Raw genomic sequence first — 12495 nt, forward strand, 5'->3', positions numbered from 1 at the left:
ATATACAATTGCATTATAATATATTTATATGGAAAATATCAATATATTTTTCAAAAATACAATCAAAGGAAGGTTAGATATGATTAGATGTTTATTTAAAAGTATTCTTGTTAGTCTTGTGTCAATTTTTTTATTCATATCAGTGGCTTATAGTGCTGGAACATTAAACTCAGTCAATGGAAATTTATTTATCCTTGGGAAAAATGATATGAATTTACCTGAGAAAACTTTAGAACTGGATAAAGAATTAAACAAAAGCGGTATTCAAAATTTGCTAGCTGAAGCGAATAGACAGGCAGAACACGGTTGTAATTCGTTAGCTATTTCAGATGTCAGTGATGTTATAGATTCTTGGTGTTTCAATACTGGAGATAATCTAACTAATGAATGGTACCCACAGGGGATAAGCGGTGTAGGAGATGCACAACAAGACGATCTTTGGGGAAATAAGCAGGCATTTGTAGTAAGTTGGTATCATAAAGACAAAGGAGTAAGAATTAGTTTTCTTGATCCTGAAACGGGCAAATACCGTCATGTTTTACTTGTGGAGCCTTACACGAATTCTTATGGAAACCCCAGTTATAAAGCTGTAAATATACATGCTGGTGGCATCGTATGGTATGGAAACTACTTATATGTAGCTGATACAACAGAAGGTTTTCGTGTGTTTGACATGAGAAATATTTATGATCTTACGTCTAGTACCAATGGGGATGTATCAGATAAAGATAAGGTTGGTCGGCATAATGGAACTTACTATGGTCATGGATATCGATATGTAATGGCACAAGTAGGTGCATGGACGATACCTGAGCAACAAACTGGATCATCCGGATGTACAACTGACGCCGCTCCACGATTTAGCTTTGTTGGTCTGGATCGTAGTACGGCTCCCGATTCCTTAGTCTCAGGGGAATACTGTAATCCACCTAATCCTGAAAATGATGCTACTCTGTACGGTCGTATGGCGAGATGGCCACTTCAAAATAGTGAACTAAAAACATCAAGTGATGGTTTAGCGCATGCAACGGCAATTTATCCATTGCCCAAAGCTCATGCACAAGGAGCACTTACACTAAATGATCATTTGTATGTTATGACTAGTGCAGGAGAATTTAGTCATGGAAAGTTATATAAGACAACACCTAATGGAGAGGTTATTACTCAAACAGCAGGGATTGGTCCAGAAGACTTATATTATTGGCCAGCTCGTAATGAGTTATGGACTGTAACAGAATATCCTGGTAGAAGAGTAATGTATGCGGTAAGACCTTAACTATTGATATAGTAAAATTCCAACCTTCCCACTTTCGGGGAGGATTTTATATGTCTACAAAAATAGCCCTCGCAAGAGAGCATCATGTTTTTTTCTGTCGTTCGATTGCTTGTCGAACAAATTCAGGTACTTCTTTCATGTCGTCATTGTCGCTGATCTCGTTCGATTGTGTCAGGGGCTCTGATTCGTTGATCGTTGCTGCTGCTGTTTCAAGTTGAGTTTCTTCAATTGGTTCAATAGGATTTTGCTTTTCTTCTCTGCTCTCCTGTATGTAAATCTTAGCTCGTTTGGTATTCCCACTAATAAGAAGCGACCAAGCTTTCCTATACCATGGTGGCTCGTATGCATCTACCGCCACTTGAACTTTTGCGAATATAACCTTCATATTTTTATTAATGGTGGTACCTGTAAATCGTAATACCGTCCAGCCATGAGCCCGCAGTATCTCATCTTTATAGCGGTCTCTTTTTTTATCATAATGACTCGAGTGAAACGCTTTCCCGTCACATTCAATCGCAATCTTATACTTAGGAATAGCAATGTCTATTCGATACTTATCTACTTTAACCTGTGTTTTTAACTTATACCTGCTTTTTAAAGCGTTGTAAACACGCCTTTCAATTGGACTTTGTGTTTTGGCGAATTGGTAATCAAAAACAGCAGTATCACCAAGAATACGGGATTCAATCATGCGTCCAATCGCACGCAAGAACGCAGGTAGAGATTCTAGTTCTCGATTGGTCTGATATTTCTTATAATGCTTCCTACGCCTTGCTTTCAATCGTTTCTGGAGCCACAACCGAAGCTTACTTTGATTCATTCTCCTCCTCCTTTTCATTTTGCTAACTTATCTATTTTCTTAATTCGCTACCTTAATGCTTTATCCTGAAAAGCCATTTTGTTGTAGCTACTAATGCACGAAACACATCATGTATAGTAACGCCAGCTGTAAGACGATTTGTGTATAGATCTACTGCTAACTTGACCAGTTTTCCAATACTTCTCATAGCTGTTTGACCTCGATGTTGTTTATCTCTTAGGAAGGTTTTTATATTTGCATCTTTCACATCTAAAGATGCCAGTTTATAGGTTGCAGAGTCTAGCCCTGCGTGTTCCCCGATACCATAGCCTGCATAGGAAAGGTATAATTCCATTTTTTGAGCATGGACATCGTTCAAGAAATAGGTTTTATTTAGGTTCATTTTCCATCTCTACTTTTTCACCTACGATTTGCCATGTAGGCTCTTGAGGCAGCGTATCCTCCATATCTTCTACCCAATCTCCAATTGCTTCAATATAGTCATCAAGGCTTGTATGTTTCCATGCTTTTGGGTCAGTCTCTAAGTGATCTTCTAGTGCTTCTACAAATGCTACAAAATCGGCTTTGGTTTGAATCGAGGTTACCATTTCCTGTAATTTCATAAGTGTGCTCCTTTGTTAGTTGGGTTCTTTATTATAACCTGTCGCAGGTGAAAAATTGAAGCGTCGTCGTTTGCGAATTCTGAATAAATGGGGATATCGAATCAGAATTGCTCTAATATATTAGTGCAGTAACTTGCCTTGGATTTTCAGCAAATGATACCTTATGAAGAGGTGAAAGTTAACGAAAACGAATACAAGGAGGAAAAGAGATGGAGAAAATCAGAAATACCGTGATCAAAGCAAAACACGGAACAGAAAAGCAAGCGAAGGGCTGGGTACAGGAAGCGGCCTTACGGATGCTTATGAATAACTTAGACCCTGATGTTGCGGAGAAGCCGGAAGAGCTGGTCGTGTATGGCGGAATCGGGAAGGCGGCACGCAATTGGGAATCTTATGATGCGATTGTAAAAACGTTGACCGAGTTAGCAGATGACGAAACGTTACTGGTGCAATCAGGTAAGCCAGTTGCCGTATTTAAGTCGCATGCAGATGCACCTCGAGTTCTCCTTGCCAACTCTAATCTCGTTCCTGCTTGGGCCAATTGGGAGACCTTTCGTGATTTAGATCAACGTGGGCTGATGATGTATGGGCAAATGACCGCGGGTAGCTGGATTTATATTGGCACACAAGGCATTTTGCAAGGTACATATGAGACCTTTGCCGAGGCAGGTCGTCAGCATTTTAAGGGGTCATTAAAAGGGACGATTACCGTTACAGCTGGACTGGGTGGTATGGGGGGAGCACAACCACTTGCTGTGACTATGAATGAAGGAGTTGTCATTGCGATTGAGTGTGACCCCCATCGCATTCAACGTCGTCTAGACACCCGCTATCTCGATACAAAAACTGACGCTTTAGATGAAGCAATCCAATTAGCAGAAGAAGCAAAAAAAGAGGGTAAAGCATTATCAATTGGATTACTAGGGAATGCTGCAGAATTATTACCAGAGATGAATAAAAGAGGGTTTAAACCCGATTTAGTGACGGATCAAACCTCAGCCCATGATCCATTAAACGGGTATCTTCCAATCGGTCTAACGCTAGCTGAAGGGGAGAAATTACGGGCAGAAAATCCAGATGAATATATTCGTCAGTCAAAAGCGAGCATGGCGACTCATGTATTAGCGATGTTAGAAATGCAACAAGGAGGAGCCATCACTTTTGACTATGGCAATAACATCCGTCAAGTTGCATTAGAAGAAGGGGTTCAAAACGCTTTTGATTTCCCAGGCTTTGTGCCTGCCTTTATTCGTCCTCAATTTTGTGAAGGAAAAGGACCTTTCCGTTGGGTGGCATTGTCTGGAGATCCAGAAGACATTTATAAGACGGATGAAGTGATCTTACGTGAGTTTGCCTATAATAAAGATCTCGTACGTTGGATCAAAATGGCACGTGAGAAAGTACAATTCCAAGGGTTACCCTCTCGGATTTGCTGGTTGGGTTATGGAGAACGCGCCAAATTTGGTCGCATTATTAATGAGATGGTGGCATCAGGGGAACTATCAGCGCCGATCGTAATTGGACGAGATCATCTGGATTGCGGTTCAGTGGCTTCACCAAACCGAGAAACCGAAGCGATGAAGGATGGTAGTGACGCGGTCGCAGACTGGCCACTTCTGAATGCCATGATTAATGCTGTAAATGGTGCCAGCTGGGTCTCCTTACACCATGGTGGTGGTGTAGGAATGGGTTATTCAATGCATGCCGGTATGGTGATCGTAGCAGACGGAACCAAAGAAGCAGCAGCGCGCTTGGAACGTGTGTTAACCAGTGATCCAGGGATGGGAATTGTAAGACACGTCGATGCTGGATATGATTTAGCAGAAGAAAACGCCAAAAAACATGATGTCAACATACCGATGATGGGGTGAATCTAAGATGAAAAAAATTGTGATACATCAGGCTAACCAAATGATTACGATGCGTGGTGCAAGCGAGCAACCGAAGATAGGTGAGGCTATGTCTGACCTTGGTATTATCGAAAACGGAAGTTTAGCTATGGAGGGGGGTAAAATTGTAGCCATTGGAACAAAAGAGGAAGTAGAACGTTTTATTGTCCAAAACTGGGGAAATGAAGATGTCGAGGAAGTAAATGCACTAGGTAAGATTGTACTTCCTGGTTTTATTGATCCACATACGCACTTAGTATTTGCGGGTAGCAGGGAATATGAGCTAGAGATGCGTCTAAACGGTGCCAGTTATCTTGAGATCTTACAAGCAGGTGGCGGGATCTTAGCCAGTACCCGTATGACTCGTGCGGCAAGTGAAGCAGTCTTAGTTGAAGATACTTGGTCGCGCTTAAATCGTTTTCTGCTACAAGGGGTAACCACAGTAGAGGCTAAAAGTGGCTATGGTCTAACACTTGAAGATGAGCTGAAGCAATTACGTGCCGCGAAACAATTGGCTCAAAAACATCCGCTTGACGTCGTTTCGACATTTATGGGCGCACACGCTGTCCCAACTGAGTATAAAGAGGATCCAGAAGCTTATATCAAGTTGGTAATTGAAGAAATGATGCCTAAAGTAGCAGCAGAGAATCTGGCTGAGTTTTGTGATGTGTTTTGTGAAGCGGGTGTTTTTTCAGTAGAGCAGTCTGAACGAATTCTAGAAGCTGGGAAAAAGCACGGTTTAATCCCCAAAGTACATGCTGATGAAATTAAACCACTCGGTGGGGCGGAGTTAGCGGCTAAAGTAGGTGCGGTATCGGCAGACCATCTTTTACAAGCATCAGATGAAGGCATTCAAGCGATGGCTGAGGCAGGGGTCGTAGCGGTACTATTACCGGGAACTGCTTTCTACCTGATGGCGCCGTATGCTCGCGCACGGGACATGATTGCTGCGGGGGTTCCAGTAGCACTCTCAACGGATCGCAATCCAGGATCATCTCCTACCGAATCCTTACAACTCATCATGAATTTAGCTTGTCTCAATATGAAAATGACTCCCGCAGAAGTATTGACTGCTACTACGATCAATGCGGCACATGCGATCGGGCGAGCGAAAGAAGTAGGGAGCTTAGAAGTGGGTAAAGCGGCAGATGTGATCATAATGGATGCTCCTAATTATGCCATGCTACAATACAACTTCGGCACCAACTTTGTAGAGTCTGTACTGAAAAATGGAGAATTTGTGGTAAAGGGTGGTCAATTATGTTTCAATACTTAAACCCTGCTCCGATACAGCATCAGCAAGAGCAAGTCGATCCTCTTGATTTGAAAGTGGCACAATGGATTAAGCCAAGACAGCCCGATGATTCGTATCAAATTGGATTTGTGGGTGTTCCGCTCTCTCGTTCTTCGATTAGCGCTTCGGCGGCCAGTGAATCTCCACTTGCAGTTAGACAAAGCTGGCGGGGATTTGCCACATATGATGTCGATCATGATGTAGACCTGACACCCCTACAAGTGCGTGATCTCGGAGATATTCGTATGCATACGACCGATATCGGGATTTGTCATCAGAATATTGAGCAGGGGATGGCAGAGGTTTATGCAGCTCATCAAGATCAAAAAACTTTTATTCCACTCATTATGGGTGGTGACCATTCGATTACCTGCCCATCTGTAAAGGCGTTTGTAAAAGCGAACCCAGGTAAACGGGTTGGGCTCATTCAATTTGATACTCACTTTGATGTGCGTAGTTTAGAAAGTGGTGGCCCCAGTAATGGTACGCCGATTAGAGGGTTGATTGAATCGGGAACTTTGCGTGGGGAAGATGTGATGCAACTAGGCATCCATAGTTTTGCTAACTCACGTGCTTATAAAGCATATGTAGATGAACAAGGGATTACTTACTATACCATGCGTCAGATTCGGGAGCGTGGTATGCAAGTAGTTTTAAATGAGGCGCTTGCTTTATTAAAAGCGAAAGTCGATCTTCTATACGTCACAGTAGATATTGATGTATTAGATCAAGCCGCTTTACCCGGTTCACCAGGTTCATCTCCTGGAGGACTTACTTCGTGGGAACTATTTGAAGCGGTATATCAGTTGGGACAAGAAGAGCAGGTACATGCCTTTGATATGGTATGTCTCGATCCATTTCGCGATGTGGGATCCGTATCTGTGCGTACCGTTACCCACGTGATGTTGTCCTTCTTGTCCGGGATATGCAAAGCAAATCATGATTTTTCTACAACTTAATGGTAAGATAGAAAAGTTACATAGTGATTAAGGAGGAAGTCAATATGAGTATGGAACGTTCAGGTGCGATCACCTTTAAAGGAAATCCAGTAACCTTACTAGGTGCTGAAGTGAAAGTAGGAGATAAAGCTCCTGATTTTCAAGTGCTTGCTAATGATTTATCTCCTGTTACCTTAGCGGATAGCAAAGGGAGTGTACGGATTATCAGTGTGGTTCCGTCCGTAGATACAGGAGTATGTGATGCTCAAACACGTCGCTTTAATGAAGAAGCAGCTAATCTATCGGGGGTTAAAGTATATACGGTCAGCGTAGACCTGCCATTTGCTCAAAAACGCTGGTGTGGTGCCGCTGGTATCGAAAATGTACAAACGGTATCTGATCATCGTGATCTTTCTTTTGGTACCGCTTATGGCATCGCGATTAAAGAACTTCGTCTACTTGCACGTGGTGTATTTGTAATCGATCAAAACGATCAGGTGGTTTATGCGGAATACGTAGCAGAAGCAACCGATCATCCAGACTATGAAGCACCTGTACTCGCTGCCAAAAAAGCATTAGAAGCTTAATGGGAAAGCTGTAGCTAAGGAATAACCTTGGCTACAGCTTTTTTTATAATTCCTTAATCGATGATCCATTCTGAATGTAGTGAGTGGTTATTATAAAGAGAAAGGAACTGAATCGGGTCTACATAGGCATGACTTTTCGTGACTTTATTGGGGTCCTAATCCACAAATGATGGTAAAGTTAACTGCTGTATCGTCTCGCCGCTTATTTTTTTTAGTAATTCCCACAATCGCTCTATATCACGAAATTCAGTGTGAATATTACCTATAGATATGCGTATCACATAACCTTGTTTTACTACGGTGTGTGAGAGGAATGTGGTTCCCGTTAGGTTTAATTTTTCGAGGATGGCTCGATTCAACTGATCGATATAGCCTCCAAGTAACGCTCGCTCTTCTGGTGTTGCTGTGGGTAAGAAAGCTTGTATTTTTCGCGGGATTACCCGGAGACATATCAGGGCAAATGGTGAAGAGGCAATTTGAATAAAATCAGGGTGATCTGCAATTTCTGCGGATAACCATTTGGTTAAATCAATACTGTGTGTTAATTGTTTGGCTAAACCATCTTTCCCGAATGTACGAATGACCCACCATAACTTCAATGAACGAAAGCTTCTTCCTAGCTGTAGGGAATAATCCATATAATCGGTACTACCGTCTTCTTTAGTTGTTTCTAGATATTCAGGGACTAAGCGGAAGCTATTTGCTAGTGCATTTTTGCGTTTGCAAAACAAAGCGGTCACCTCAAGTGGCGTGTAAAGGACCTTATGTGGATTGACCACCAGCGAGTCTCCTAATGAGAGGTCTTCTGCATGCATTTCAATTTCCGGCACTAAATTCCAGAAGCCACCATACGCCGCATCAATATGAAGCCATACCCCATGTTTTCTACATAATTTCGCAATCGGTTGAATGGGGTCTACTGCTCCGGTCGATGTCGTCCCTACGGTAGCGATGACAGCAATCGGTAAATAACCTTGCTTTAAATCTTGCTCAAGCGCTTTTTTCAGTTCTGTAGGAATCATTTGATAATTTTCATTTGAAGAGATTTTAACGACGTTATTCAGACCGATTCCTAAGGCGATTGCGGCCTTATCTACTGAACTATGGGCTTGATCTGAGGTGTATATGCGCATTTTGGGCAGATTGGTGTGACCGATTAATCCTTCATTACGGATATCGATATCGATGGGCGCGTGTAGATCTCTGGCGGCTACGAGCGCATAAAAAGTGGCCAAGGAAGCGCCATTTAAAAGTACACCATCCGTTGCAGGGTCTAACTTTATCATCTCAGCAAGCCATTTCAAGACCACTTTTTCTAGGGTAGATGCAGCCGGAGCTGATTTCCATACCATTGCATTTACATTGAGAGAGGATATGAGCAGATCGGCCAAAATCCCTGGATAACTGGCAGAATTACTAAAATAGGCATGAAAAGAAGGATGATTCCAATGCGTTAAGTTTGGTATTACATGATCCCATGTTTCTTGGAGGGTCTCTGAGAATGGCAGTGCTTGCTCTGGTAAAGGTTGATCGAGTAACTGGTGTAATTCAGCTGGTGAGATAGAAGTTGAAACGGGTAGATGACGAATGTGGTCAAAATGGTGCTTTAACAAGGATAATAATTGCGCGCCGTAATATTCAAATTCTTCTGAAGTCCAGTCGCCTGACTCGTTCGGTTGAAAATGATGCAAGTTTATTCCCTCCCATGTGAATCTTTATCACTTCGCGAAAAATGGGATAAACTCCACCATTTCAGCCTAATAGTGGAGTTTATCGTTATTTAGAAGGTGGTCGCCAAGGCCTTTTGCCACGTGGCTGATCCAAAATTTCTTTTAAGATAATCGCTTGCTTCCAGTTTTGCTTGAGAGCAGGTTGCTTTGCGGGACGATAAGACTTAGGTTTAGGTTTAGATACACGAATCGGCTTTTGAGATGGTAGGTCATCCATCCGTTTCCGCCATTTCTCAACCTGTGGACTTTCTTTTTCCTTTTGATCGTCTTGCCACGCTGTTTCCTCATCATCATCATCTTCATCTTCTAACCATTCCATTGGATCGAAGCGCCGAGGCTGAGTTTGACCTTTGTTAGAAAAGGCACCTCGAATTGCATTGATAATAAAGCTGATGACAATGATGGCGATTATAAAGTTACCAAAGATAAAGTCGAAAATAAATTCAAAGATATTCTCCATATGACCACCTCCATTATGTCATTTCGGGGTCATCGTTCTCTTCTTTTCCGATCGATTTACGCATATCCGTATCCGCGATCACGTTTTGTAAATTATAGTAATCCATTACACCGAGCTTTCCAGCACGAAGTGCTTCGGCCATCGCTTGTGGAATTTCGGCTTCGGCTTCTACTACTTTGGCACGCATTTCTTCTACTCGAGCGCGCATTTCTTGTTCATTCGCTACAGCCATCGCTCTTCTTTCTTCTGCTTTAGCTTGTGCAATTTTCTTGTCTGCTTCAGCTTGATCGGTCTGTAAAGTGGCCCCAATATTTTTGCCTACATCGACATCTGCGATATCAATCGATAGGATTTCAAAAGCTGTACCAGCATCTAATCCTTTCTTTAAAACGGTATTGGAGATGAGATCAGGATTTTCTAGTACTTGTTTATGGCTATCTGCTGAACCATTTGTGGTTACAATCCCTTCACCGACACGTGCAATAATCGTTTCTTCACCAGCACCACCAACCAAGCGCTCGATATTGGCACGTACGGTTACACGAGCAATCGCTTTCACTTCGATACCATCTTTTGCTACCGCTGAAACAACAGGGGTTTCAATTACTTTCGGGTTTACGCTCATTTGCACGGCTTCTAATACATCACGACCAGCGAGATCGATGGCGGCCGCCCGTTCAAAAACAAGATCAATTTCAGCACGTTGAGCAGCAATTAAGGCGTCTACCACCCGATCGACGTTTCCACCTGCTAGATAATGTGTTTCAAGTTGATCGATGGTTACATCTAATCCCGCTTTACGCGCTTTAATTAAAGGATTTACAATACGTGAGGGAACAATACGGCGTAACCGCATGCCAATCAGAGTTGTAAGTCCGACATACACACCTGAAGCCCAGGCAGAGATCCAGAGCATGACGGGGACAAAGGTAAACAAAATTGATATAGCAATCACTGCAACAATAACAAGAAAAACCATGGTAAGAATACCTGTTTCCATTCAATTACCTCCTCAAGATGATTTTTGGGAACGGACAAACACACTAGCACCCGAAACGCGGACCACTTGAATGGGTGTATCCTGGTCAATAAATGCACCTTCACTCATTACATCGAAACGCTCTCCTTCTATGAGCGCCCAACCAGATGGACGGAGTGGCGTTGTCGTGACACCTTTTTTTCCGATAAGGGTGTGCTTTCCGTTAGAACTGTTATAACCAGATTCGTTCTTCTGCTCACTTCTTAAAATAAACATATTCCATGTTCCTTTTACACCAAAATATTTAATCGCGATGATGATGCCCACAGCTGTAAGCATAAGGGCGATAATAAACGAGGTGAGTCCAAAAAAGGGATCAAATGCTGCAAAGGCAATCCCAGCAACCAATGAACCAAAACCAAGGAGACCAAATATGCCAAATCCAGGAACAATAATCTCAATCCCCATGAGAAACACTCCTACGACAAATAAGATGAGGATCTCGGGTCCAGCAAATCCAGCAATATAATGTCCAAAAAAATAGAGTCCAAATGAACTTAAGCCCACAGCGCCAGGTAAACCGAATCCTGGAGTAAATAACTCAACGGCAATCCCAGCAAGCCCAATCAAAAATAAAACAGGAATTACATAAGGGCTCGTAATAAAGCGAGCAAATTTTTCACTTGGTGTCAGTGAGACTTCGATTACTTCAGCATTTTGTAGTTGAAGCTGTGAGAGCACCTCGGTACGATCAGCTACGATCTTGTCTGCAAATTTATAGGTAACCGCTTGCTCAGCAGAGAGGCTTACTAATTCACCTTTACTTTTCACCTCATCAATCACGAGGTTACGATCTACCATCCCAGCTGCGATATCAGGGTTATAACCATTCGCTTCGGCTACAGAGCGCATATTAGACGCCCACATGGCCACCATTTTAGGGTCAGCGGTTGCTCCACTGATTGTGCGAGGCTCAGCAGCTCCTAACGTACTACCTGGTGCCATCAATATCTTTTTTGCATTAAGCGATATGTATGCACCAGCGGAAATGGCTTCTTTCTTAATATATGCAGTCACGGGTATAGAAGAGGAGCTTATGGTTTTACCGATATCAAGTGCAGCATTAACCTCACCGCCAAGGGTGTCAATCTCCAAAATAATGGCATCAGCTTGACTTTCTTCAGCTTCCGCAAAAGCACGCTTTAAGTATTGAGACAGTCCCTGCTCGATGTTTTCTTCGATCGGGATCCAGTATACGATCTGATTCTGTGAGGTGTTGCCAAAGGTATATGGGATATGACTTCCTACCCAAATCGTAAGCATAAATAGGATCAGGCTAACAGAAAACCTCATATTCGTTTTTTTCATAGATCCCCCCTCCTCACTTCATTATACAGGAGTTGTGAATATAACTGCAAAGTATTCCAAAGAAAAATACAATGATCCATAATTAGCAATTCATCAGAGCGCGTATCCGCATGCATCTCCTATGTGAAACAAAATGATCGTGAACCATATATTTTTCGACCGATTACCATAGGAAATCTGCTATAATACAGTAAGCATGTACTGGGAAATACAACTTTCATACATAGTAGAGAGGGAATAGAATGGATTTACAATTGAAACAACTACTCGACATTACGCTTCGTATGATGAAAGATGTGTATGATACACGTGCAATGCTGGTTCATGCATTGCAGTCAGAGAAAGTCATGATTTTATCTGAAGAAACGGACCCGATCAATACGATTTTAGATGCCCTTGAAGTACCAGAGGAAAGAGAAGATTATATTCTCGGGATGCTGTATGAATACTTAGATGGCAACATGACCCATGAGGAAATTTTATTGGCGATGGATTCTCAGTACGAAGGTGTTTAATGAGTTAAGTACAAAAAAACCTATCCTTGATCTCAAG

At 42.4% G+C, this 12495-nt stretch carries 13 protein-coding genes; 6 read left to right on the forward strand and 7 right to left on the reverse strand.

What is annotated here, in order from left to right; genetic code table 11:
* The first annotated feature begins 79 nt into the window (after positions 1-79).
* The gene (locus IC619_RS11405; protein ID WP_213260903.1) at positions 80-1276 is read left to right on the forward strand and encodes a hypothetical protein; all 1197 of its coding nucleotides are present in this window, start codon (positions 80-82) and stop codon (positions 1274-1276) included.
* Positions 1277-1358: 82 nt separating this feature from the next.
* On the opposite strand, the gene IC619_RS11410 is transcribed toward IC619_RS11405, so the two are convergent.
* The 3 genes from IC619_RS11410 to IC619_RS11420 are packed head-to-tail and all read right to left on the reverse strand — an operon-like array spanning position 1359 to position 2698.
* Complete coding sequence (locus IC619_RS11410) at positions 1359-2096, reverse strand: endonuclease domain-containing protein (protein ID WP_191140339.1); 738 nt, start codon at positions 2094-2096, stop codon at positions 1359-1361.
* Positions 2097-2148: 52 nt separating this feature from the next.
* On the reverse strand, positions 2149-2478 hold the full coding sequence (locus IC619_RS11415) for a hypothetical protein (RefSeq protein WP_191140338.1): 330 nt from the start codon (positions 2476-2478) through the stop codon (positions 2149-2151).
* Positions 2465-2698 (reverse strand): DUF7660 family protein, encoded by a 234-nt coding sequence (locus tag IC619_RS11420; protein ID WP_191140337.1) that lies wholly within the window; start codon positions 2696-2698, stop codon positions 2465-2467. Before IC619_RS11420 ends, IC619_RS11415 begins: the two co-directional genes overlap by 14 nt.
* A 209-nt stretch (positions 2699-2907) precedes the next feature.
* Between IC619_RS11420 and hutU the strand changes: the two genes are divergently transcribed.
* From hutU to tpx, 4 genes are read left to right on the forward strand one after another with little or no spacing between them, the layout of a single operon-like run.
* Complete coding sequence (gene hutU, locus IC619_RS11425) at positions 2908-4569, forward strand: urocanate hydratase (RefSeq protein WP_191140336.1); 1662 nt, start codon at positions 2908-2910, stop codon at positions 4567-4569.
* A 7-nt stretch (positions 4570-4576) separates the two neighbouring features.
* Positions 4577-5863 carry an imidazolonepropionase gene (gene hutI / locus IC619_RS11430; RefSeq protein WP_191140335.1) on the forward strand — a complete coding sequence of 429 codons (1287 nt, stop codon included), beginning with the start codon at positions 4577-4579 and terminating at the stop codon, positions 5861-5863.
* Positions 5848-6840, forward strand: coding sequence for an agmatinase family protein (locus IC619_RS11435; protein ID WP_191140334.1), 993 nt, complete (start codon positions 5848-5850; stop codon positions 6838-6840). The genes hutI and IC619_RS11435 overlap by 16 nt, the downstream gene beginning before the upstream one ends.
* A gap of 44 nt (positions 6841-6884) precedes the next feature.
* Positions 6885-7406, forward strand: coding sequence for a thiol peroxidase (gene tpx, locus IC619_RS11440; protein WP_191140333.1), 522 nt, complete (start codon positions 6885-6887; stop codon positions 7404-7406).
* Positions 7407-7561: 155 nt separating this feature from the next.
* Here the strand turns inward: tpx and IC619_RS11445 are convergent, their stop codons facing one another.
* The 4 genes from IC619_RS11445 to IC619_RS11460 all read right to left on the reverse strand — a co-directional run bounded on the left by IC619_RS11445 (position 7562) and on the right by IC619_RS11460 (position 11943).
* Positions 7562-9097, reverse strand: coding sequence for a pyridoxal phosphate-dependent decarboxylase family protein (locus tag IC619_RS11445; RefSeq protein ID WP_191140332.1), 1536 nt, complete (start codon positions 9095-9097; stop codon positions 7562-7564).
* A gap of 85 nt (positions 9098-9182) precedes the next feature.
* On the reverse strand, positions 9183-9596 hold the full coding sequence (locus tag IC619_RS11450) for a hypothetical protein (protein ID WP_191140331.1): 414 nt from the start codon (positions 9594-9596) through the stop codon (positions 9183-9185).
* 13 nt (positions 9597-9609) lie between these two features.
* Positions 9610-10596, reverse strand: a complete 987-nt coding sequence (gene floA / locus IC619_RS11455) for a flotillin-like protein FloA (protein ID WP_191140330.1) — start codon at positions 10594-10596, stop codon at positions 9610-9612.
* Positions 10597-10608: 12 nt separating this feature from the next.
* On the reverse strand, positions 10609-11943 hold the full coding sequence (locus tag IC619_RS11460; protein WP_191140329.1) for an NfeD family protein: 1335 nt from the start codon (positions 11941-11943) through the stop codon (positions 10609-10611).
* 242 nt (positions 11944-12185) lie between these two features.
* On the opposite strand from IC619_RS11460, the gene IC619_RS11465 reads away from it, so the two are divergent.
* Entirely contained in the window at positions 12186-12458 is a 273-nt protein-coding gene (locus IC619_RS11465) for a hypothetical protein (RefSeq protein WP_191140328.1), read from the forward strand.
* The last annotated feature ends 37 nt before the right edge of the window (positions 12459-12495 follow it).

This window comes from Polycladospora coralii, assembly GCF_014773435.2.
GTDB lineage: Bacteria > Bacillota > Bacilli > Thermoactinomycetales > Thermoactinomycetaceae > Polycladospora > Polycladospora coralii.

Excerpts from the sequence above, each read along its gene's own strand:
- IC619_RS11405 (WP_213260903.1), top strand. The coding sequence starts at position 80 with ATGATTAGATGTTTATTTAAAAGTATTCTTGTTAGTCTTGTGTCAATT.
- IC619_RS11410 (WP_191140339.1), bottom strand. The coding sequence starts at position 2,096 with ATGAATCAAAGTAAGCTTCGGTTGTGGCTCCAGAAACGATTGAAAGCA.
- IC619_RS11415 (WP_191140338.1), bottom strand. The coding sequence starts at position 2,478 with ATGAACCTAAATAAAACCTATTTCTTGAACGATGTCCATGCTCAAAAA.
- IC619_RS11420 (WP_191140337.1), bottom strand. The coding sequence starts at position 2,698 with ATGAAATTACAGGAAATGGTAACCTCGATTCAAACCAAAGCCGATTTT.
- hutU (WP_191140336.1), top strand. The coding sequence starts at position 2,908 with ATGGAGAAAATCAGAAATACCGTGATCAAAGCAAAACACGGAACAGAA.
- hutI (WP_191140335.1), top strand. The coding sequence starts at position 4,577 with ATGAAAAAAATTGTGATACATCAGGCTAACCAAATGATTACGATGCGT.
- IC619_RS11435 (WP_191140334.1), top strand. The coding sequence starts at position 5,848 with ATGTTTCAATACTTAAACCCTGCTCCGATACAGCATCAGCAAGAGCAA.
- tpx (WP_191140333.1), top strand. The coding sequence starts at position 6,885 with ATGAGTATGGAACGTTCAGGTGCGATCACCTTTAAAGGAAATCCAGTA.
- IC619_RS11450 (WP_191140331.1), bottom strand. The coding sequence starts at position 9,596 with ATGGAGAATATCTTTGAATTTATTTTCGACTTTATCTTTGGTAACTTT.
- floA (WP_191140330.1), bottom strand. The coding sequence starts at position 10,596 with ATGGAAACAGGTATTCTTACCATGGTTTTTCTTGTTATTGTTGCAGTG.
- IC619_RS11460 (WP_191140329.1), bottom strand. The coding sequence starts at position 11,943 with ATGAAAAAAACGAATATGAGGTTTTCTGTTAGCCTGATCCTATTTATG.
- IC619_RS11465 (WP_191140328.1), top strand. The coding sequence starts at position 12,186 with ATGGATTTACAATTGAAACAACTACTCGACATTACGCTTCGTATGATG.